Raw genomic sequence first — 20,749 nt, 5'->3', positions numbered from 1 at the left:
CCCCGATCGGGGCGCGAACTTAGGTGACCCTAACAAACGGATGGTGAGGATGCACTCCTGTACCATCGGTTAGCCTTACCTAAAATCAATACCAGTCGGAGGTGCGGTGCGAACAGACCCCGGAGGGATCGCTCTCAAGCGACGCCCGCCACACACGGGCCGCGCGCTCGGTCTGCTGGCCGCTCTCGGTGTCCTGGTTTTCCTGTGCCTGCTGAGCGTCTGGCTGGGGTCGAAGGAAATTTCGTTCGGCGCCGTCTGGCAGGTGCTGTGGCACGACGACGGTTCGGCCGACGCGGTGATCATCCACAGTGTCCGGATGCCGCGGACGCTGCTGGCCGTGCTGGTCGGCGCCGCGCTCGGCCTGGCCGGCACGCTCATGCAGGCGCTGACCCGCAACCCGCTGGCCGAGCCGGGCCTGCTCGGCATCAGCGCCGGAGCGGCGTTCGCCATCGTCTTCTCCATCACCGTGCTCGGCGTCAGCTCGCTCTACGGCTACATCTGGTTCGCCTTCGCCGGCGCGCTCGCCGCGACGGTGGTCGTCTACTTCCTCGGCACCCGCGGCCGCAGCGGCTCGAGCCCGGTCAAGCTCGCCCTCGCCGGAGCCGCCGTCACGGCCCTGCTCGGCTCGTTCACCAGCGCGATGGTGCTCTCGGACCCGGTGGCGCTCAACCGTTTCCGGTTCTGGTCGGCCGGTTCGCTCGCCGGCGTCGACAGCGGTTCGCTGCTGCGGGTCCTGCCGTTCCTCCTGGCCGGCGTGGTGCTGGCGATCGCCAGCGGCCCCGCGCTCAACAGCCTCGCGCTCGGCGACGACGTCGCGGTCGCGCTCGGACGGCGGCTGGGCCCGCTGCGGCTGCGCGGCGCGCTGGCCATCACGCTCCTGACCGGTGCCTCGGTCGCGGTCGCCGGCCCGATCGTGTTCCTCGGCCTGATCGTCCCGCACGCCGTGCGGTTCGTCATCGGCCCGGACCACCGGTGGCTGCTGCCCTACACCGCCGTCCTCGCTCCCTGCCTGCTGCTGGCCGCCGACATCCTCGGCCGGGTCATGGCGCGCCCCGGCGAAGTCCGGGCGGGCGTGATCGTCGCCTTCGTCGGCGCGCCGTTCTTCATCTGGCTGGTCCGCCGCCGCAAGCTGGTGGAGTCCTGATGAGCCTGCTGCAGGTGCGGCGCGACCGCGTCACCTTCCGCCTCGCGAAACCCGCGGTGTCCGGGCAGGTCCGGCTGCGGCTCGTGGCCGTCTCGCTGGTGCTCGCCGTGGTCGCGTTCGTGTTGTTCTGCGTGGGCATGACGATCGGGGACGTCCCGCTGAGCGTGTCCGACGTCCTGTCCGCGGTGTTCGGCGGCGGCGACAGCGGCACCGGCTACATCGTCCGGGAGCTGCGGCTGCCGCGGGCGCTGACCGGGCTGCTGGCCGGGCTCGCGTTCGGCGCGTCCGGCGCGGTGTTCCAGACCATCACGCGCAATCCCCTGGCCAGCCCGGACATGATCGGCATCAACGCGGGCGCGGCCACCGCCGTCGTCGCCGGGATCTCCTTCGGCTTCGGCGGCGGCCTCGGCACCACCACCCTCGGCCTGCTCGGCGGGCTGCTGACCGGCCTGCTCGTGTACGTCCTCGCGTGGCGGCGCGGCACCACCGGCTACCGGATCATCCTGGTCGGCATCGGCATCTTCGCGATGTGCACCAGCCTGACCGACTACCTGCTCAGCCGCGCGCAGATCACCGAAGCCCAGGCCTCGATCGGCTGGCTGGTCGGCAACCTCGCCAACCGCGGCTGGGAGCACGTCGTCCCGCTGGCCGTCGCGCTGGCGGTGCTGCTGCCGCTCGTGCTGGCCCTGTCGCGGTGGATGCGCACGCTGCAGCTCGGTGACGACGTGGCCGCGGGGCTCGGCACGCCGGTGCAGCCGGTGCGGCTGGGCCTGCTGCTGTCCGGCGCCGGGCTGGTGGCCTTCGCGACGGCGTCCGCGGGACCGGTCTCGTTCGTCGCGCTGACCGCGCCGCAGATCGCGCAACGCCTGGCGCGCCAGGCTTCCCCGCCACTGACGGCGTCCGCGCTCACCGGCGCGGTCGTGGTGCTGGGCAGCGACATCCTGGCCCGCACGATCACCGCGTCCCCGCTGCCGGTCGGCATCGTGACCGGCGCGCTCGGCGCCCCGCTGCTGCTCTGGCTGCTGGCCAGGGCCAACCGATCCGGCTCCGGAGGCTGAGAAGATGACACCGTCACTGCGCGTGCAGGACCTGCGCGTCGCCTACGACGACCGGGTCGTCATCGACGGCCTCGACCTCGACGTCCCGCCCGGGCGGATCACCGCGATCGTCGGGGCGAACGCGTGCGGGAAGTCGACGCTGCTGCGCACGATGGCCCGGCTGCTGACCCCGAAGTCGGGCGCGGTGTACCTCGACGGCCGCTCGATCCAGGACCTTCCCACCCGCCAGGTCGCCCAGCGGCTCGGCATCCTGCCGCAGTCCCCGGTGGCGCCCGAGGGCATGACGGTGGCCGACCTCGTCGGCCGCGGCCGCGCCCCACACCAGAGCTGGTGGCGCCAATGGTCCACATCGGACGAAGACGCGGTCCGCGCCGCCCTGGAGGCCACGTCGATGACCGACCTGGCCGACCGCCCGGTGGACGAGCTCTCCGGTGGCCAGCGCCAGCGCGCGTGGATCGCGATGGCGGTCGCCCAGGGCACCCCGGTGCTGCTGCTCGACGAGCCGACGACGTACCTGGACCTCGCCCACCAGATCGACGTGCTGGACCTGGTGGTCGACCTCAACCGCGCGGAGGGCCGCACGGTGGTGATGGTGCTGCACGACCTCCCGCAGGCGTGCCGCTACGCCGACCACGTGATCGCGATGAAGGCGGGCCGCGTGGTGGCCTCCGGCGAGCCGGCGTCGGTGATCACGGAGGAGCTCGTCGAGGAGGTCTTCGACGTCCGCTGCCAGGTGACCCCGGACCCGGTGAGCGGGACACCGATGGTCATCCCGATCAGCCGCCACCACCCGGCACCGGTGCACCAGGGCTGATTCTCGGGCAAGCTGGCGGCATGTACGTGCTGCCCGAGAAGACCACCGGCTCCGAGCGTGACCTGCTGGAAACCATGATCGACCGGGGCCGCCTCGCTCTCGTCGAAAACCTCCGAGGCCTCTCGGAAGCCGACGCCCGGCGCCGGCTCGTCCCGTCCCTGACCACGCCGATCGCCCTGGTCAAGCACGCCGCCGTCGCCGAGCGGCGGTGGTTCCAGTGGCTGATCGCCGGGCTCGACGAGGCCGAGATCGACGGCCCCTCGACTCCCGGGGACGTCAGTTTCGCGGTCGCCGACGACGAAACGGTCGAGGGCGTGATCGCCGAGTACGAGCGGACCAGCGCGCGCTCCCGCGAGATCGCGGCCGGCTTCTCGCTCGACGACCGGTGGACGCACCCGGTCGTCGGCGAGGTGACCCTCCGGTTCGTCTACCTGTTCCTGATCGAGGAACTCGCCCGCCACACCGGCCACGGCGACATCCTCCGGGAACAGATCACCGCGGGCTGACGGCGTGCTCGCCGAACGCCTGCTGACCACCCCGCCGGCGGACCTGCGCGTCGAGCGGCTCGCCGTGCTCGACTGGTACGACGGCCCGATCGAGGGCTACCTGCGGATCGCCGATCCCGGTTCGTGCTGGCACTTCGAGGTCGTCGCGGCGGCGCACTCGGAGAAGGGCCCCGGCGAGCGGCAGTACGCGCTGTCCGCCGCCCCGGACGACGTCTTCGAGCGCCTGCGGGAGTTCCTCGAGCCACCGTCGACCGGGCGCGTCTGGGTGCCCCGCGGGCCCTCCGGCACCGAAGAGGCGCTGGACCGGCTGAAGCAGGCGCTTCCCGGTCCGGCGCTCGTCGTGCGCTCGACGTTCCTCTACGACGTCACCGCCGTGTGGCGCTTCAGCGCGCGCTGACCGCCAGCTCCCCGGCCGGCTCCGCGACCACCCGGCGGTCCACGACGGACTGCAGGATCTCCCCCACCCGCACCGCGGTGTTCGACAGCAGCGACGACGTGATGCCGTGCGTGTGCTCGGTGCCGCCCTGCAGGTAGATCCCGCCGCGGACGGGCGCTTCGGTCACCAGCCGGTAGTCGCGCTCGACGCGCAGGCGCCCGGACTCGTCGCGCAGGCACCGCGGGCCCAGTTCGCCGAGCAGCGGCGTCGGGTCCGCGGGCCGGTAACCCGTGGCGTAGACGACCGCGTCGGCGTCCAGGACCGTGCGCTCGCCGGTGGTCAGGGATTCGACCGTCACCGTGCCCGCGTCGGTCACCTCGGCCGGGCGCGAGACGTTGAACAACCGCAGCCGTTCCACGCCCAGCACCTTCTCGCGGTAGACGCGCCGGTAGAGCTCGTCGATCAGGTCGAGGTCGACGGCCGAGTAGTTCGTCGCGCCGTGGTAGCGCATCAGGCGGTCCTTGACCGGCTCGCCCGCGCGGTAGAACTGGTCGACGGCGTCCGGGTCGAAGATGCGGTTGGCGAACGAGCTGTCGTCGGCCGGGCTGTAGCCGTAGCGGGCGAACACCGCGCACACCTCGGCGCGGGGGAACTCGTCGTGCAGCAACGCGGCGACCTCGGCGGCGCTCTGGCCGGCCCCGACCACGACGAACCGCTTCGGGTCGGCGCTCCGCAGGGCGTCCACGCGGAAGAGCAGTTCGCTGTTGTGCCAGATCCGCGGCCCGGCCGTGACGCCCGCGGGCAGCTGGGGCCGCAAACCGGTGCCCATCACCAGGTTCCGGGCACGCAGCGTCGACCCGTCCGAAGCCCGGACGTCGAAGTACGCGACCTCGGCGCCGTCGTACACCGGCGTCACGGAGACGACCTCGGTGCCGTAGGAGACGACGTCGTCGACCTTCGCGGCCGCCCACTCGAAGTAGTCGTGGAACTCCACGCGCAGCGGGAAGAGGTTCTTGTGGTTGATGAAGTCGACCAGCCGCCCGGCCGCGTGCAGGTAGTTGAGGAAGCTGAACTCGCTGGTGGGGTTCCGCATGGTGACGAGGTCCTTGAGGAACGACACCTGCATGGTCGCGGTGTCGATCAGCATCCCGCGGTGCCAGCCGAAGCGCGGCTGCCGCTCGAGGAAGTGCGCGGTCACCGGGTCCCCGGGGCCCGCGTTGTGCTCGGCGAGGGCGATCGCGAGAGCGAGGTTCGACGGCCCGAAGCCCACGCCGACGATGTCGTAGATCGGGACCTCTGCAGTCATGTTGCTCCCTCGCGCGCTCCGGTACGGTTCAGGGCACCCTAACCTAACTTAGGCGAGCCTGTCCTAGTACGTTCGTGGTGATGTTCGTCCCCGACCCCGAAAGGCACTCTCGAATGCGCGTGGCGATGTTCGGCTACCAGACCTGGGGGCACCGGACCCTCCAGGCGCTCATCGACGCCGGCCACGAGGTCGCCCTCGTGGTCACCCACCCGAAGAGCGACCACGCCTACGAGCGGATCTGGGCCGACTCGGTCGCGGACCTCGCCGCGGAGCACGGCATCCGCGTCCTGCTGCGGACCCGCCCGGACGACGCCGAGCTGCTGGCCGAGCTCAAGGCCGCCGACCTCGACCTGATCGTGGCGAACAACTGGCGCACCTGGCTGCCGCCGGAGATCTTCGAGCTGCCGCGCCACGGCACCCTGAACATCCACGACTCGCTGCTGCCTGCGTACGCGGGCTTCTCGCCGCTCATCTGGGCCATGATCAACGGCGAGCCCGAAGTCGGCGTCACCGCCCACATGATGGACGGCGAACTCGACGCCGGCGATATCGTGCTGCAGCGCGCGATTCCGGTCGGGCCCGCCGACACCACGACCGACCTCTTCCACCGCACGGTCGACCTGATCGCGCCGATCACCGCCGAAGCCATCTCGATGATCGAGACCGGCTACACCCCGGTGCCGCAGGACCGGTCCAAGGCGAGCTTCTTCCACAAGCGGGCCAAGCGGGACAGCCTGATCGACTGGACGCTGCCGCCCGCGGACCTCGAGCGGTTCGTGCGCGCGCTTTCGGACCCGTACCCGAACGCGTTCGCCTACCACCGCGGCGAGGAGCTGCGGATTCTCAAGGCGTCGGTGTCGCGGGGCCACTACGGCGGCACGCCGGGCCGGATCTTCATCCGCGAGGGCGACGGCGTGGTGATCGTCGCCGGGCCGGAGGCTCGCCGCGGGCAGTCCCCCGGCCTGCTGGTCGAGCGCGTCCGCACGGCCGACGGGACCGAACTGCCCGCGCACGAGTACTTCAAGACGATGGGCGGATATTTGTGCAGTGACGCGAAGCGTCTCCGTTGAGGGTGGTGGCGGGGGCATGGATGGACTGACCGACCGGCCCTGACCGGTCAGCCGTCCTTGCCCCGCGCCGGCTCGACCGCGTTCCGGTCCACGGCGCCGGGCAGGGTGCGGACGATCGTGTCCTGCGCCCACCGTTCGCTGAACCCGGCGAGGAAAGCGAGGCCGGCGAAGAACAACTTGACCTGTTCCGGGCCGGCCGGAACGGCGATCGGCAGCAGTCCGGCGCCGACGAGCACGAACATCGCCGCGCCGAAGATGGCGCCGATGATCAGCCGGAAACCGCCGGAAAGGAAGACCACGACCCGGCCCTGGTCGAGGCCCACCCGCACCCTTTCCCGGTTCGCCGTGCGCGTCATGACGCTCAAGATCGCGCCGACGGCACCGGACACCAGGCAGGTGAGCAGCCGGGGGCCGAATTCGGCCTGCATGGGCAGGAAATTCAGGCCGATCACGACGGCGAGGGCCAGCACGGCCCCCACGGCGAGACCGCCGAGGTAGCGGATGAGCGCGCGGTCCAACGCCGCATCGCGCGCGTTCTGCTCGATCTGGCGGATCTCCTTCCTGGCCGAAGCGGCCGCGGCCGTCACCCGCTCGGACTTGTGCGGAGAACGCACCATCGCGTCGAGCACGCTCAGGAGGACCACCGCCGTCGTGTAGATGCCCCGCGCGAGGATTTCCTGGGTCTCCCCGCGAAGCAGGACCGAGTACTTCCGCTCCACCCGGCGAGCCGACTGGAAGACGTCGTCGACTTCCGTGGTGCTCTCGAGCGGGTCGTAGTACAGCCTCATCTTGAGGACCGCCCGCTCCGCACCGCCGTTCACCTCCTTCCGCTCCTTGGCGGCGACGAGCAGCACCGCCGCCCGGAAATCGAGCGCGTAGAACTCTTCCAGGATCTTTCCCTGCTCGCGCTCGTACGCCGCCCGCATCGCCGCGAACCGCGGTCCCCCGGCGCGCTTGGCCTCGATGAGGTCGGGCAGGCACGGGCAGTCGTCCGGCATTTCCAGGACTACCGGCGTACCCCTCAACTCGCTTTCCGCCACCACGGCAATCTCCCCTCGTCGACGACAGCCGGCGTCGCCGCCACGTCGCCACCCCTCGAATCTTTCCGATCTCACCCATTGTTACGAGGGCCACCCGACGGAACCAAAGTCATTTCCGGAAAGCCACTCGAACAGCCGCAGGAAATAACACTACGGAGGCTCTGGCGTCACATTTGCGCGGTGCCCGGTGGGTGGGACATCCCTTGGCGGCGGTCCCGGCGGTGAGCAGGATGGCCCGCATGGCCGTGATCAATTTCCTCGAAGAACACCGCACCTGGGTGCTCACCGGGGAGTCGTGCACGTACGCGCTGCGGCTCGACGAAGACGACGTCCCGACCCACGTCTACTGGGGCCCCGCCCTGCCCGAGGCCGACGTTGTCGAGCTGGCGGAAAGCACCCTTCCCTGGTGGGACGGCTTCAACGACCCGAACGAAGGGCTCGGGGAACTCGCCGCCGACGGCGGCACCCGGTACTGGACACCCGCCCTGCAGGTCCGGTTCGCCGACGGGACGCGGGCCCTCGAATGGCGGTACGCCGGCCACGACATCACCGCCGGGCACCTGCGCCTGTTTTTCGAGGACCGGCACTACCCGCTGCGGATCACCCTGCACTACCGGCTGCGCGGGGCCGTCCTCGAACGCTGGACCGAGCTCGGCGCGGACACCGACGTCGAAGTCGTCCGGGCCGATTCGGCCACCTGGGCGTTGCCGGTGTTCGAGGACTACCGGCTCAGCCACGTCACCGGTCGCTGGGCGGCGGAGACACAGCTGCACCGATCGCCGGTGCCGCACGGCGAGACCGTCTTCGGCAGCCGCCGCGGGATTACCAGCCACCACGCCAACCCGTGGGTGATGGTCGACGACGGCACGGCGACCGAGGGCCACGGCGAGGTCTACGGGGTCGCGCTGGCCTGGAGCGGGTCGTGGCGCCTGACCACCACCCGGTCCTCGACCGGACGGCTGACGGTGAGCGGCGGCTTCGGCCAGGACGGCGTCGTCCACCGCGTCGGCCCGGGCCGTCCGCTGACCACCCCGGTCGCGGCCGGGCTGTACACCGACGGCGGGTTCGGCGCGGCGAGCCGCGCGTGGCACGCCTACGTCCTCGCGCACGTCCTGCCGCACCCGGACGAGCTGCGTCCGGTGCTCTACAACTCGTGGGAGGCCACCGGGTTCGACGTCACCGAGGCGGGACAGCGGGCCCTCGCCGAGCGGGCGGCGACCCTCGGCGTCGAGCTGTTCGTGATGGACGACGGCTGGTTCGGCGCCCGCACCGGCGACCACGCCGGGCTCGGCGACTGGGAGGTGAACCGTTCGCGCTTCCCCGACGGCTTGAAGCCGCTGGTCGACGCGGTGCACGGGCTCGGCATGCGATTCGGCATCTGGGTCGAGCCCGAGATGGTAAACCCCGACAGCGACCTCTACCGCGCCCACCCGGACTGGGTGCTGCACCACCCGCACCGGCGCCGTTCGGAGCTGCGGCGGCAGCTGGTGCTCAACTTCGCGCGCCCGGACGTCGCGGCGTGGGCGCACGAGTGGCTCGACCGGCTCGTCGGCTCGCAGGGCATCGACTTCCTCAAGTGGGACATGAACCGGCCGTTCAGCGAAGCGGGCTGGCCCGGTGAACGCGACCAGGACCGGTTGTGGGTCGAGCACACCCGCGCGGTGTACGCGCTGCTCGACCGGCTGCGCGCGGACCACCCCGGCCTGCGGATCGAGGCGTGCGCGGGCGGCGGCGGGCGGCTCGACCTCGGCGTGCTCGCCCGCACCGACCAGGTCTGGACCTCCGACAACACCGACGCGCTCGACCGGCTGCGGATCCAGCACGGCTACGGGCAGGTCTACCCCGCCCGCGCGATGTCGGCGTGGGTCACCGACAACCCGAACTTCGTGACGACCCGTTCGGTGCCGCTCGAGTTCCGGTTCCACGTCGCCATGGCCGGCGTGCTCGGCCTCGGCGGCGACATCGTGCACTGGCCCGACGACGATCTCGCGCTCGCGCGGGAGCTCGTGGCGCTCTACAAGGACATCCGGCCGGTCGTGCAGCACGGCGCGCTGTACCGGCTCCGGCCGCCGGCCGACGACGGCGTGACCGCGCTCCAGTACGTCCACCGCGATCGCGTGGTCGTGTTCGCCTACCGGCAGGCCGCGCACTTCAACGCGCCCGAGCGGCCCCTGCGGCTGGCCGGTCTCGATCCCGCTCACCGGTACCTGGATCCCGATTCCGGTGTCACGCACAGCGGCGCCGTGCTCCTCGCCCGCGGACTGCCGCCCGGCCTCCCGACCGGCGACTTCGCCAGCAGAGTCGTCCGGCTTGAGCGGGTAAAGATCTGATCTATCAGGCTGCCTGACGCCCTTTCGACGGCATTCGAGGCTTGACACTGCGGTAAACGTCCGATCGAATGCCTCGTACATCACATATGGTGGGTGACGGAAGGCGGCGGTCATGAGAAGGTCACTGGCGCTGGGGGCAGCGGCGCTCCTGGCGGTGAGCGCGTGCTCGGTCGGGTCGAACACCGGCGGCAGCGACGGTGCGGAGATCACCTTCCTGACCTTCGAGACGCCGAACCTCACACCGTCCTATTGGGACGCCGCCATCAAGCGCGTCACCGACAAGAATCCCGGGATCAAGGTCAAGAAGCTCGTCGCGCCGACCGCCGACGGGCGGACGTCGTACGCCAAGCAGCTTCTGCAGTCCGGCCAGTTCCCGGACGTGATGATCGCCGTCGACTCGGCCGGCTTCGCCGAAGCGGGCAACCTCTACGCCTGGACGCCCGAGGAACTGAAGGACTTCCAGTTCCCGCAGGCCAATCCGGTCAACGGCCAGTACTACCAGCTGCCGGCCAACACCCAGACCATTCCGCCGATCTACTACAACAAGAAGATGTTCGCCGACGCGGGCATCGCGGCACCGCCGAAGACGTGGGACGAACTCGTCACCGTCGCCGGCAAGCTGAAGGAGAAGGGCTTTCCGCCGTTCACCATCGGCGGCGGCAAGGACGGCTTCCCGTCGTCGATGATCCTCTCCGGACTGGTGAGCACCGAGGTCTACGACACGATGCCGGACTGGCTCACCCAGCGCCGCCAGGACAAGGTGAAGTTCGCCGATCCCGCGTTCCAGCACGCGTTTTCGAAGCTCGCCGACCTCGCCGCGAAGGGGTACGTCGACAAGACCAGCGTGTCCCGCGACTACGCGGCGACCGAGCAGGCCTTCCTCGACGGCCAGGGCGCGATGTACCCGATGGGCAACTGGTTCGCCGCCAACGCCGACTCGAAGAAGCACGATTTCGAGTTCCGAGCCTACCTGTCCAATGGGGTCCGAGGGGTGCATTCCCGCAGGTCAACGCGAACTGCGCAACACCAGCGGCCACGCCGAACCATGACGAACTGAGACCCCATCTGAGACCCCGCCCGCCACCAGCCTCCACTCTGCACGCGACGGCTACGCCGGTCACGACCTGCGGGTGAACTTCTCAAAGTAGGCCGGCTCGTTGTCGGGTTGGACCGCCAGACCGAAGACGTAGAACACCGTGTTGCCCTGGGCGTCGCAGCCGTCGGCCCAGCCGGGGCCGGTGGACCAGACAAGCGGGCCGGGGTTGCTGGGCTGCTGGGCACGAAACCCGTTCAGGTCCGCGATCGCCTTTTCGACGGACTCGTACGCGGTCGTGAGGATGCCGGGCTGGGCGGACGTGGTGCGGTCGTGCACCACGTACACGGCTCGCTTGCTGCTTGTCATGGGAGTCATTGTGCCAGCCGCAGCCAGGCTGTCACGGCGTGCAACCCACCCCGCCAGTACCACTTCGGGACGCGCCGGCGGCCAGCAACCGAGCAGGTTCCCGCGGCGCCGGACGCCGGTAGAGTGGCTCCTATGGCAGCCGACGAGAACGACGACCTCAGCCGCAAGGTGCGCAAGCTCGCCGTCGACCACGCGGAAACCCGCTGGCTCGCGCTGCGCGTCGACGACGACGTCAAGGAGATCCGTGCCGACCTACGGACGGTCCAGCGCACCCAGCAGGAGCACACCGACATCCTGCAAGAGCACACCGGACGGTTCGACTCGATCGACGCACAGCTGCGCTCGCTGACTCAACTGGCCGGCCAAGTTCTCGAACGACTCGAACCGCCCCGCGACGGCCAGGGTGACAAGCTCGGCGAATAGCTGGCCCGACATCTCCGCGAGCCACGTCGGCCCCGTCCGGAACCGCCACCTCTTACCAGTCCCGCCCCTGTTACCTGACACCAGAGCCCTGGGGGCAAGTCCCACCAGCTGACACACGAAGCTGGCGCGATGATCACTTTGAGTCACCCGGCCAAACTTCAGCGCCGTACGTATGCGCGGAATGCCGGATTCGTGCCGCATCCGTGCGCGTCATAAGGAATTTGCCGTCAGAAAATAACCGACCTGCCATTCACTCGGTTGGCGGTATAGGCATATTTAGCACATCACCAACGTTTACCTTGCTCGCGCCGATTATTCTCGGCGTTTCGATGCTAGCAGAATCAACGAGGGAATTCTTTTTTGTGAAGCGATAAGGAGGGATCGCCATGAAAAGAATTTTGGGTATATTCTGTTTGGTAGTCATGTTATCTCTTGCCTTCGTGGCCCCGCAGGCGGTAGCCGCAGAGGGGCGCCACATCGCGGAGCCGCTCCCGGGAGCGATCCATGGGCCTGGCACGTATGCATTACAGTCGAAAACTGTAACAGACGACCGCGGGGAAGCTGTTCTCATCGTGGGCACGGTAACGGTCGATTCGCCCAGGACGCGTGGGCTTACCTCATGCAGTTGGGTGAGCGGTTCCGTCGAGGCGAAGGCCACCTGGGGCGGAACTCTGTGGACGTACACCAACCGGGTGGACTGGTGCTGGGACGGCCAGCACGTCACAACGATCAGTCCCATTCAGATCACCGCTGATATCCCCGACTGGTCAGTGGTGCTGGGCTGGAGCTACGAGGGGGTCAAGTCGTCGTCCCAGTGGGATTACTTCGGCGACAAGTGGGTGTACCGAAGCCTCACGCAAGCATTATTCAAGTACTGCCCGCCGCGTGTCATCTGCGTCCAGGAAGTACTTCCCCTGATCGCGCTGGACACATACGGCGACGGAACTTCTCAATTCCAGTGGCGTGCCTAGTCATGCAACGTAAAGATCACTAGGTGCGACACTTGACTGTCACGCTTTAGTTCGATAAAGATCCTGTTTGAATAAAATTCATAAAGCCGCGGTCGGCGGACACAGATAGAGTCCGCCAACATGTCACCTGGATCGCGCTAGCCTCGACCTGACATTCTATGCCAGGTCGAGGCTTTCCTATGTCCAGACAGCATTTTCTACCCTTCAACGACGTCCTGCGGTACCCTTGAACTCTTGTTGTCTACGTCTCTAGGAGACGAGAATGAGCAGCCAAGCGACACGTAGCGGTCGGTCGATGCGGGTCCTTGCCCTCGCTATCGCGAGCTCGGTGGGAACGATGCTGGTGGTGCCGCCGTTAGGTTATCTCGTGCTCGTTGGGTGGGCTATCGCCGCCTGGGTACGACACGAGGCACCTGTCGTGAAGTGGGTGCTCACAGTCCTTGCGGTGCTGCTGGTTGTCGGGACCGCACTTGGTTGGGCCGCATCAACTAGCGGTGGCGTGAACGGCACTGACCAGTTGGTGCCTCCGATTCCAAGGCCTGCCTCGCGATAACGGCGCCCCGTACACCGAGTGACGCCGCCTGGCGACACTCCTGGCCGCCTGCATCCTCCCACCGACTGAGCGGCCTCACCCCCCTGCCAGGACTGGCTCGCCATGCTCAAGGTAGAGCGTCGTGCCATTCACGTGGGCCTGGTAGGCGTGGTTCAGCCGGCGGGCAAGCCGCGGGATCAGGTACTCGTCCAGCTGGTCAACCGGGACCCACTCCCACAGGTCGAGTTCGACGCCGTCCAGCACGATGGCGTCCTCGTCACTGCCGAGGTCCCCGCACCCGAAGACGTAAAGGATCTTGTCGCCCTCCGAATCGTTGGGCGCCCAGTCGTGCACCAGCAGCCGCTGAACGGATCGAGCTAGGCCGATCTCTTCCCGCAGCTCCCGCGAGCAGGCCGCCGCTGGAGACTCGCCCTGGTCGACGTAGCCGCCGGGGATGTCCCAGCGGTTCCCGTACGTCTTCCGGACCAGCAGAACGTGGTTTCCGTCTACGAACAACGCCCCGGCAGCAATCCGGGGCGTTGCGAACTTGTCCGTTGGGTCATCCGTCACATGGTCAGCCTACGACGTGCATCCGCCTGGCGAGCTGGTGCAGCTCGAAGCCCGGCTTCCCGTGGGTGTTGCGAACCCACGTGATGACCAGCTGCCTGCTCAGGTAGTGGTGGCGGACCTGGTCGGGCGCCATCCGCTCAGCGTTCAGCACCGTAGCGACGGCAGCGTCGTGACGTCCGGAGACGTGGAACGCGCGGGCAACGTCCAACATGTGCCGCACCCGCCGCTCGACCGGCAACGCTGCCGTGTCCAGCTCTGGACCGATGTCGAGCGCGACCTGGACGTCTCCGAGTTCCATTGCCGTGTTCACGCGGTGAATTGCGACGTTCGTCGGCCCAAATGCCGTCCAGAGGTGATTTCCGTCAACGCCAAGACGCCTGGCCGCGTCGTCAGCCTCGGCCAAGTAGCCGCGCGTCGTTGCCCTGTCCTCAGCGCGCGCGGCCGCCATTGATCCGGCCAAAAGCAGTGTCCCGTACGACGAAATCACGTCGCCGTCGCCGTCGTTCAGGTATGGCTGCAAATAGGCGGCGGCAGCATCAGTGAGTGACATAGCCGGTTCGTGGCGACCGGTCGACAAAAGCGCGAATGCCACCGACCGGAATAGCGATCCGGTAATTGCGCAGTTCTCCGATTGCTGGGCCGCCGCCAAGCCGCGCTCGGCCGCCATCCATGCGAGGTCAGCTTCGCCGATCTTCGTCAGCACCGACGCTGCGGCCTGGTAGCTCAAGGCCAGCAACTCGTGAGCGCGAAGGCGGTCATCTCCGTCGTACTGGCGGGCGGCGAGCAGTGCGTCAGCGAGCAGAAGTGGTGCCCTGCCTGCGGCGTATCCGAAGCGCGACCCCTGGTAGGCGTCGAACACCGAGCGCAGCTCACGGGCGAGTTCGTCGAGCGCCGGCGGTTCTGCGTCCGCCGCCGGAGCGCTCAGGATCGGCGTGAGCTGGCGATAGTCCATGAGCGCGGCCCGGAGCGCAGGCACCGTCGCCGTGCCACTGTCCGGCGTCCAGTCCAGCAACGTCGGCTCACCGATGAGGTCCCCGAGCGCGACGTCAAGCGCGTCCGCGAGGCTGCGGATGACGGACAGACGGTCCAGCTCGATCCGGTTGTTCTCCGCCTTGCCCAGCCAGTCGCTCGTGCGACCGACCAGTCCGGCAAGCGCTTCCTGCGACATGCCACGACGGCGCCGATACCACGCGACGCGTTCTCCGATGGTCAGGTTCTCGCTGATTCCTCGCATGTCCCCACCCTCCCCTGCCTAGCCCTGAACAACCCGGAAAGTTCTTCCGGGTCAGCCCCGGAAGGATTTTCCGGGCTCCCGTCCCCCATCAGCCTGAAGCTACTTCCTGTGCGACGCCAGCGACACCGGCGGAACCAGAGACCCGGGGACCTACGCCCCATAAGCGAACAGGGAGACACCAATGGCGAAGAACCACGGCATTCCCGGCCTGAAGACGAGTAGCGGCGTGCTGCCGAAGCTGATCGGAACTGCCATCGCGATCGCGCTGCTGGCCTTGGTCGTGAAGTACCCCGCCGACGCTGCGACCTGGGCCAAGAACCTCGCGGGTATGGCGGGGGACGTAATCGACGGCCTGGTGTCGTTCTTCCGGCAGATCGGGAACTAGTCATGCAGCCCTACTTGCCGTTCGACGGCCGCAAGCCGTGCGTTCAGGGCCTCGATCTGCGCGAACGCGTCCTCCAGCGTCGCGGGCCGGTCCGGGGCGTGGGTGGCCGGCTCGGCGTGCTGCTGGCGGATAAAGGTGCCCATCCCCTGCCGGGTCGAGATCAGCCGGGCGTCCTGGAGCAGCGCGTACGCCCGCTTCACCGTGCCGACCGAGACACCGAACTCATCGGCTATCTCCTGGTGAGGCGGCAGCTTGAGCCCTACCGGATACGTGCCGTCCTCGATTCGGCCGCGGATGGTGTCGGCGACCAGCTGGTACGACGCGCGGGGGTCGTCGGGATCGAAGTTCTCCACGTCGTTCAGGGTACGCGGACAGCCAAGCTAGGCCGTTCAGGTGATAACAGCTATGTCTGCCTTGCCTAGGCATGCTGTTCTCCGTAGCGTCTCTGGTGTTGCAGAGAGCGCACACAACGCAAGCGGCCCCGGCGGTGCTGGAACACCGGCCGGGGCCTGCACCGAAACCATTGGGAGAGTCACGATGCGGGTTGAGGATAACGCCATCTTCCGCGTGAAGGCCCTGGCGGAACTGCTGGACGTCTCGCGGTCCACGGTCTACCGGGCCATCGCTTCGGGCGAGCTGGACGCGCTGAAGATCGGCACCGGCAAGGGCGCGGTGCGCGTGCCGGGCAACTCCGTGAACGTTTGGCTGGACACCTGTGCGGAGCGCGGCTACGCGGACTTCGTGGAGAACGGCCTGTCGCCGGAAGCCGCGGACGACGAGTCGGCGGAGGTGGCCTGATCATGACTGCGAAGACGTTGGGCCAGGTCGGCGGCCACCAGGTCGAGTTCACCCCGGTGCACCGCGAGGACAACCCGTCCCGGGTGGTGACCACGGTGGCGCTGGGCGTGCCGCTGTCGCTGGAGGACATCACCGCGGTGCTGATGTACCTGACCGAGGGCTGTGGCCATGACGAGCTGATCGACTGGCTGTCAGACCCGGGTGAGGTGCGGCGGCTGGTGCTGGAGTCCGCGTGGGGCCTGGGCGGGTTCGGCATCGAGCAGCAGCGGCGGCGCCTGGCGGGCATCGAGTCCGGGACCTGGGAGTCCGAGCGGCTGGACCTGGTGTGGACCTGCTCGGTTCGCGTGTTCACCCCGGCCACGGTGCCCGCGCCGCGGGTGTCGCTGGAGGTGGCGCGATGACCGGGGCGGGATTCACCACCGTCTCGGGTGTAGCGCTGGCTCCGGCCCCTCCGGAGCCCGGCCCCGACGGCACGCCGCTGAAGCGAGTGGGGCTGTGGGCGGCCGACACCAGGCACGGCCCGGTCGTCCTGTCCGAGCACGAGATCGGCTTGGCCATCGCCCACGGCGGCCCCGTCCCGGGCCGGTACGGGCTGCTGGTCGACGAGGCCGCCCGCCAGACCCTGGCCGGCCTGGCGACGCTGGGCCGCGCGCAGCTGCGCGAGCTGGCCGCCCGCCACCGCGACGGCGACGGCGACGTGTGGCCGGGCGCGACCGAGCGGCAGGCACTCAAGTGCGCCGTCCGGGTGGCCAAGGCCGCCGGGCGGGCGCGGCGGGAGGTGGCGTGATGTCGCTTTTCGACGTGGTGCGCCGCTTCGGGACGTGGCGGCTGGTGCTGTTCGCCGGGTTGCTGCTGGCGTTCCTGGCCCTGCACCTGGTCCGGATTCCGCTGGTGCTGCTGGCCCTGGTCCTGCAAGTCGCGCTCGGGCTGCTCAACGACGCCGCGACGCGCCAGGCCAGCGCACCGCCCCGACGACCGGTCAACGACTTCTATGCCCACACCGGGCAGGCAGGAGGCGCCTGATGCCCACGCCTGAACACAACACCCCGCCGGCCGGGACCACGCCGGACACCCGCGCGCCGCTAACCCGCCGGGCGAGCACCGACGTAACCAGCCCCGGCCCGGCCGGGCCGACCGCCACCGTGCGGGCCGCGGTGTGGGCGGGCTGCCACCTCGGTGAGCTGGCCGCCATCGCGGTCACCTGCTCGCTGGCCATCGCGGTCAGCGTGTGGTTCGCCGCGGTGGCCGCGCTGCTGGCCCTGTTGTGGGCCGGACAGGAGTACCGCAGCCACCGCAGCAACCGCACCACCACCAACGAGACCTGGGAGGGCACGCGATGAGCTGGGCAGACGAGCGCCGCGCGACCCGCGCGGCTGAGGCGGAGATCAAGCGCCAGGACGCAGACGCCGCGCTGAACCGCAAACTGCGTGAGCAGGACGCGGCGGCCACGCAGCGGCGCACCGACGCGATGGCCGCGGCGAAGGTGGCCGACCAGCGCCGCAAGACCCGCCAGGCCGACCGGAAGGCCGCGTGGGACGCGGTGACCGGGTGGCTGTCGGCGAACCGGGTGCGTCTGCCGATCTACCTGCTAGCGCTGGTGTCGGCGGGCATGGCGGTCCCGGCGATGGCCGGCTATGGCGTGGGCGTCTACGGCAACGCCACCGGTGCGCCGCTGCCGGCGCTGTCGGAGCTGGGCATGTGGGCGTTCGCGTTCGCCGTGGAGGTCACCCGCCACCGCCACCCGGAGCGCCCGGTGTGGGCGCTGCAGCTCGGGGTGTGGGTATTCGCCGGCGTCGGGTTCACGCTGAACGTGTTGCACGGCTGGCACCGCGGGTGGGACGCCGCGGTGGTCATGGGCATCGTGTCCGTCGCCGGGGTCATCGCGCACCAACTCGCCGTGGCGTCGCCCCCGCGGTCGCCCGCCGAGCGGGCCGCGGCCCGGATCGAGCGCAAGACGCTGCGCAAGGTCGCCAAGGTCCGGTCCGCCGCGGTCCGGCACGCGGTGGCGGAGCTGTCCGCGGACGGCACGGCGCGGCTGGTGTTCACCCCGGGCCGCTACACCCTCGACGGCCGCCGCTTGGCCGCCGTGGTCGACCCGGACCGGCACGTCGCCGACGTGCTCGACGAGGAGATCGCCGCGTTCCTTGCTGGGCAGGACCAGGCCCCGCGGGCCGACGACGGCCCGATCGTCGATGCCCCGATCCTGACCCTCGATCGCCCGGCGGACCAGCCGAAATCGACCCGCAAACCTCGACCCCCGCGGGCACCGAAGACGCGTTCGATCGAGGACCTGCGCGCCGCGTTCGCCGCCGCGCTGGACAACCCGGACGTGGCCATCAACCCGACGTCGGCGGAGTCGATCCGCAAGACGCTCCGGTGCGCGCCGAAGTTCGCGCGCCAGCTGCGCGACGAGCACACCAACCGCAAGTGAGCCGGAGGACCTGATGAACACCCACCACGAGCACAACGACGAGCACGCCCAGCTGGCGCCAGTGCACCACCTGCCCGTCCGCCCCGAGGCACACGCCGACGTGGCCAAGGACGCGGCCATCGAAGGCGAGGTGCTGACCGTCGAGGAGTACACCCGCATCCAGCGGGCCAAGGCCGTCGAGCGCTACCGCGGCTACCAGCACAGCGCCGCCACCGTCGCCCAGCGCACCCGCTCGGGTGCGGAAGCGCTGGCGCGTACCACCGTCGCGGTGGTCACCCACCCTCGCACTCGCACGACCGCGACGGTCTGCGTCTACACCACCGGCGTGCTGGCCGGGCCGGTCGTCGGGGTGTGGGCGTCCTGGGAGCAGTTCCACAACTGGCGCACCGCCGCCGAGCACCGCGAGGGCGGCAGCCACCGCAACGACCCGATCCCGGAGCGGATCACCACCCAGGCCCAGGTCCAGGCCCGCCGGGAGGACCAGTTGGGCAAGATCGGCCGCGCGCTGGTCTCCCGGCCCGCGTTCGTCTTCTACACCCTGGGCGCGCTGGCCGAGGCCCCCGCAGTGGTGGACTGGAGCATCAACGGGTGGCCGGTGTGGGAGTACTCCCAGGCCGTGGCCACCATCGACCTGACCATCGGCGGCGCCGTCGTCGCGGCGCTGACCGTGATCGGCTGGGCCTACCTGCGCAAAGTGTGGAAGCGCCGCAACCGCAAGCGCGTCGGCACCGTCGCCGACGACGGCAGCCAGCTGCCCGTCCTGCCGATCGCCGACGCCCGCCACGACCGGCCGCACTCGAGCTGCTGCGCCGCTCGCTGCTGGCCCAGGGCGTGGAAACCAACCCGATCGCCGGACGCCGCACCGCGTGGGGCTGGGAGCTGGAACACCAGATCGTCGGCGGCTCCGGCAAGCGGCCGGCCGACGTCATCAAGAAGCTGGAGCAGATCGAAACCGACCTGGACGTGCGGCAGAACGGCGTCCTGGTCCAGCCCCACACCGAACGCCGCGCCCGCTTCACCACCCGCATCATCGAGTCCGACCCGTGGGCCAAGATGCCGCCACTTCCCTTCTACGCCAACGGTTCCCGGCGGCTGGCCGACCCGATCGAACTCGGGTTGCGGCTGGACGGACGGACCATGTCCGCCTCGTTCCTGTCCACCCACGCGATCATCCTGGCTGCCTCCGGTGGCGGGAAGTCCGGCCTCATCCGGGCCATTGTGGACGGTCTGGCCCACACCACCGACGCGATCCTGTGGGACCTGGACCCCTCCGGCGTCGGACAGGCCCCCCAGGCCGCCGCGATGGACCTGCGGGCGCTGTCCCCTGAGGACTGCGAGAAGGCCCTCGGCATCGCGCTGGGCATCGCGACGGCGCGGACCCGGATCAAGGACCGGCTGGGCATGGGGGACGAGTGGCAGCCCAGCCCGGAGTACCCGGCGCTGGTGACGGTGCTGGACGAGTTCCCGCGCCTGACGAAGGAGGGGAAAGCGCTGGCCGTGCACCTGCTGCGGGTGGCCCGCAAGGCCGGTGTGGTGCTCATCTTCGCCTCCCAGTCGGCGAAGAAGGACGCCCTGGGCGACAGCGTCGCGGCGGAGGTGGCGTTCAAGGCGGCCGGGCCGGGCCTGGCCGACTACCAGACCCGCTTGCTGTTCGGCGACAACGCCATCAGCGAGGGCTACACCCCGGGCAACTACCGGCCCAAGCGCGGCGCGAAGCTCAACGACACCGGCACGTTCTTCCTCGAAGGCTGCACCGAAGGCGACGAACCGATCCCCACCCGCGCAACGTGGTTCGACAACAAGGTCGCCGAACAGCGGGCGCGGCGCGCGGCCGAGGCCGGCCGCCCGGAGTGGGACACCGCGACCCTTCAGGCCGCCGGAGTCGCCGCCGCGCAGCTGTGCGGCTCCACCAGCCCGGAGGACGCCGCGGTGGCGCAGCGGGCCGCGTTCGAGGACGAACAGCGTCACACCCGCCTGGGCATCCTCGGTGAGGTCGTCGACTACCTGGCCGACGACCTGGCCGCCTGGCAGGCCGGGGCCGAGGGTGCCCGCGACGCGGTGTCCTCGACCGAGCTGGCCGAGGCGCTGGGACGCGGCTCGGGCAAGAAGCTGGCCGCCGACTTCGCCGACTTCCACCTCACCCCCGGACAGGTCCGCATCCCGGGCGAGGACGGGGAGGACAAGCAGGCCCGCGGCTACCGCTTCGCCGACATCCTCGCCGCGGTGAAGACCGCCGAAAGCAACGCACAGTAACCGCCGGGGTTGTGACGGCAGCCGCGTCCGGCGCGCGAACTGTCACAACCCGCGTGACACCACGCGCAGTGACCTGACCAGCACCGACGACGTTTGTGACACTTGC

The 20,749-nt window shown here is 69.6% G+C and carries 24 protein-coding genes and 1 pseudogene; 18 read left to right on the top strand and 7 right to left on the bottom strand.

Annotated features, from left to right (window positions below; genetic code table 11):
• Positions 1-106: 106 nt before the first annotated feature.
• The 5 genes from ACFPLC_RS35245 to ACFPLC_RS35225 are packed head-to-tail and all read left to right on the top strand — an operon-like array spanning position 107 to position 3,919.
• Positions 107-1,144: a FecCD family ABC transporter permease gene (locus ACFPLC_RS35245; protein WP_378204914.1), complete on the top strand. Its 1,038-nt coding sequence runs from the start codon at positions 107-109 to the stop codon at positions 1,142-1,144.
• Positions 1,144-2,202 carry a FecCD family ABC transporter permease gene (locus ACFPLC_RS35240; protein ID WP_378204912.1) on the top strand — a complete coding sequence of 353 codons (1,059 nt, stop codon included), beginning with the start codon at positions 1,144-1,146 and terminating at the stop codon, positions 2,200-2,202. The genes ACFPLC_RS35245 and ACFPLC_RS35240 overlap by 1 nt, the downstream gene beginning before the upstream one ends.
• A gap of 4 nt (positions 2,203-2,206) precedes the next feature.
• Positions 2,207-3,016, top strand: coding sequence for an ABC transporter ATP-binding protein (locus ACFPLC_RS35235; RefSeq protein ID WP_378204909.1), 810 nt, complete (start codon positions 2,207-2,209; stop codon positions 3,014-3,016).
• A 20-nt stretch (positions 3,017-3,036) separates the two neighbouring features.
• Positions 3,037-3,522 (top strand): DinB family protein, encoded by a 486-nt coding sequence (locus ACFPLC_RS35230; RefSeq protein WP_378204906.1) that lies wholly within the window; start codon positions 3,037-3,039, stop codon positions 3,520-3,522.
• 4 nt (positions 3,523-3,526) lie between these two features.
• Positions 3,527-3,919, top strand: coding sequence for a hypothetical protein (locus ACFPLC_RS35225; RefSeq protein WP_378204904.1), 393 nt, complete (start codon positions 3,527-3,529; stop codon positions 3,917-3,919).
• Here ACFPLC_RS35225 and ACFPLC_RS35220 read toward each other — a convergent pair.
• Positions 3,906-5,204, bottom strand: a complete 1,299-nt coding sequence (locus tag ACFPLC_RS35220; protein ID WP_378204901.1) for a lysine N(6)-hydroxylase/L-ornithine N(5)-oxygenase family protein — start codon at positions 5,202-5,204, stop codon at positions 3,906-3,908. The genes ACFPLC_RS35225 and ACFPLC_RS35220 overlap by 14 nt on opposite strands.
• A gap of 113 nt (positions 5,205-5,317) precedes the next feature.
• Between ACFPLC_RS35220 and ACFPLC_RS35215 the strand changes: the two genes are divergently transcribed.
• Positions 5,318-6,274, top strand: a complete 957-nt coding sequence (locus ACFPLC_RS35215) for a methionyl-tRNA formyltransferase (RefSeq protein ID WP_378204983.1) — start codon at positions 5,318-5,320, stop codon at positions 6,272-6,274.
• Positions 6,275-6,321: 47 nt separating this feature from the next.
• On the opposite strand, the gene ACFPLC_RS35210 is transcribed toward ACFPLC_RS35215, so the two are convergent.
• Positions 6,322-7,317, bottom strand: a complete 996-nt coding sequence (locus ACFPLC_RS35210) for a hypothetical protein (protein ID WP_378236034.1) — start codon at positions 7,315-7,317, stop codon at positions 6,322-6,324.
• Positions 7,318-7,553: 236 nt separating this feature from the next.
• Here ACFPLC_RS35210 and ACFPLC_RS35205 point away from each other — a divergent pair, with 236 nt between their 5' ends.
• Positions 7,554-9,644 (top strand): alpha-galactosidase, encoded by a 2,091-nt coding sequence (locus tag ACFPLC_RS35205; protein ID WP_378204896.1) that lies wholly within the window; start codon positions 7,554-7,556, stop codon positions 9,642-9,644.
• A 112-nt stretch (positions 9,645-9,756) separates the two neighbouring features.
• Positions 9,757-10,602, top strand: a pseudogene (locus tag ACFPLC_RS35200) (ABC transporter substrate-binding protein); the annotation flags it as partial.
• A 159-nt stretch (positions 10,603-10,761) separates the two neighbouring features.
• Here ACFPLC_RS35200 and ACFPLC_RS35195 read toward each other — a convergent pair.
• A complete protein-coding gene (locus ACFPLC_RS35195) occupies positions 10,762-11,046 on the bottom strand; it encodes a hypothetical protein (RefSeq protein ID WP_378204893.1) in 285 nt (94 codons plus the stop codon).
• A 132-nt stretch (positions 11,047-11,178) separates the two neighbouring features.
• On the opposite strand from ACFPLC_RS35195, the gene ACFPLC_RS35190 reads away from it, so the two are divergent.
• Both ACFPLC_RS35190 and ACFPLC_RS35185 read left to right on the top strand, forming a co-directional pair.
• Positions 11,179-11,469: a hypothetical protein gene (locus ACFPLC_RS35190; RefSeq protein WP_378204891.1), complete on the top strand. Its 291-nt coding sequence runs from the start codon at positions 11,179-11,181 to the stop codon at positions 11,467-11,469.
• 629 nt (positions 11,470-12,098) lie between these two features.
• Positions 12,099-12,440: a hypothetical protein gene (locus ACFPLC_RS35185; RefSeq protein ID WP_378204888.1), complete on the top strand. Its 342-nt coding sequence runs from the start codon at positions 12,099-12,101 to the stop codon at positions 12,438-12,440.
• Positions 12,441-13,068: 628 nt separating this feature from the next.
• On the opposite strand, the gene ACFPLC_RS35180 is transcribed toward ACFPLC_RS35185, so the two are convergent.
• Positions 13,069-13,542 carry an NUDIX domain-containing protein gene (locus tag ACFPLC_RS35180; protein ID WP_378204885.1) on the bottom strand — a complete coding sequence of 158 codons (474 nt, stop codon included), beginning with the start codon at positions 13,540-13,542 and terminating at the stop codon, positions 13,069-13,071.
• A gap of 4 nt (positions 13,543-13,546) precedes the next feature.
• Positions 13,547-14,776: a helix-turn-helix domain-containing protein gene (locus tag ACFPLC_RS35175; protein ID WP_378204882.1), complete on the bottom strand. Its 1,230-nt coding sequence runs from the start codon at positions 14,774-14,776 to the stop codon at positions 13,547-13,549.
• A gap of 181 nt (positions 14,777-14,957) precedes the next feature.
• Between ACFPLC_RS35175 and ACFPLC_RS35170 the strand changes: the two genes are divergently transcribed.
• The gene (locus ACFPLC_RS35170) at positions 14,958-15,161 is read left to right on the top strand and encodes a hypothetical protein (RefSeq protein WP_378204881.1); all 204 of its coding nucleotides are present in this window, start codon (positions 14,958-14,960) and stop codon (positions 15,159-15,161) included.
• Here the strand turns inward: ACFPLC_RS35170 and ACFPLC_RS35165 are convergent.
• Positions 15,158-15,514: a winged helix-turn-helix domain-containing protein gene (locus ACFPLC_RS35165; RefSeq protein WP_378204878.1), complete on the bottom strand. Its 357-nt coding sequence runs from the start codon at positions 15,512-15,514 to the stop codon at positions 15,158-15,160. The genes ACFPLC_RS35170 and ACFPLC_RS35165 overlap by 4 nt on opposite strands.
• Before the next feature lie 184 nt (positions 15,515-15,698).
• Here ACFPLC_RS35165 and ACFPLC_RS35160 point away from each other — a divergent pair, with 184 nt between their 5' ends.
• Genes ACFPLC_RS35160 through ACFPLC_RS35135 form a run of 6 tightly spaced genes read left to right on the top strand, consistent with a single transcriptional unit; the run spans position 15,699 to position 18,390 of the window.
• On the top strand, positions 15,699-15,959 hold the full coding sequence (locus ACFPLC_RS35160; protein WP_378204875.1) for a helix-turn-helix transcriptional regulator: 261 nt from the start codon (positions 15,699-15,701) through the stop codon (positions 15,957-15,959).
• Between the two features lie 2 nt (positions 15,960-15,961).
• The gene (locus tag ACFPLC_RS35155; RefSeq protein WP_378204873.1) at positions 15,962-16,360 is read left to right on the top strand and encodes a hypothetical protein; all 399 of its coding nucleotides are present in this window, start codon (positions 15,962-15,964) and stop codon (positions 16,358-16,360) included.
• Positions 16,357-16,746 (top strand): hypothetical protein, encoded by a 390-nt coding sequence (locus ACFPLC_RS35150; RefSeq protein WP_378204870.1) that lies wholly within the window; start codon positions 16,357-16,359, stop codon positions 16,744-16,746. The genes ACFPLC_RS35155 and ACFPLC_RS35150 overlap by 4 nt, the downstream gene beginning before the upstream one ends.
• A complete protein-coding gene (locus ACFPLC_RS35145) occupies positions 16,746-16,982 on the top strand; it encodes a hypothetical protein (protein WP_378204867.1) in 237 nt (78 codons plus the stop codon). The genes ACFPLC_RS35150 and ACFPLC_RS35145 overlap by 1 nt, the downstream gene beginning before the upstream one ends.
• Entirely contained in the window at positions 16,982-17,299 is a 318-nt protein-coding gene (locus ACFPLC_RS35140; protein ID WP_378204864.1) for a hypothetical protein, read from the top strand. Before ACFPLC_RS35145 ends, ACFPLC_RS35140 begins: the two co-directional genes overlap by 1 nt.
• Positions 17,296-18,390, top strand: a complete 1,095-nt coding sequence (locus tag ACFPLC_RS35135) for a hypothetical protein (protein WP_378204862.1) — start codon at positions 17,296-17,298, stop codon at positions 18,388-18,390. The genes ACFPLC_RS35140 and ACFPLC_RS35135 overlap by 4 nt, the downstream gene beginning before the upstream one ends.
• A 312-nt stretch (positions 18,391-18,702) precedes the next feature.
• Here the strand turns inward: ACFPLC_RS35135 and ACFPLC_RS35130 are convergent, their stop codons facing one another.
• The gene (locus ACFPLC_RS35130; protein WP_378204859.1) at positions 18,703-18,882 is read right to left on the bottom strand and encodes a hypothetical protein; all 180 of its coding nucleotides are present in this window, start codon (positions 18,880-18,882) and stop codon (positions 18,703-18,705) included.
• A 204-nt stretch (positions 18,883-19,086) separates the two neighbouring features.
• Here ACFPLC_RS35130 and ACFPLC_RS35125 point away from each other — a divergent pair, with 204 nt between their 5' ends.
• Complete coding sequence (locus ACFPLC_RS35125; RefSeq protein ID WP_378236033.1) at positions 19,087-20,643, top strand: hypothetical protein; 1,557 nt, start codon at positions 19,087-19,089, stop codon at positions 20,641-20,643.
• Positions 20,644-20,749 lie beyond the last annotated feature (106 nt).

The organism is Amycolatopsis plumensis, assembly GCF_042652605.1.
GTDB lineage: Bacteria > Actinomycetota > Actinomycetes > Mycobacteriales > Pseudonocardiaceae > Amycolatopsis > Amycolatopsis plumensis.
Note: the sequence above shows the minus strand (reverse complement) of the source record. Positions and strands in the feature narration are given on the sequence as shown.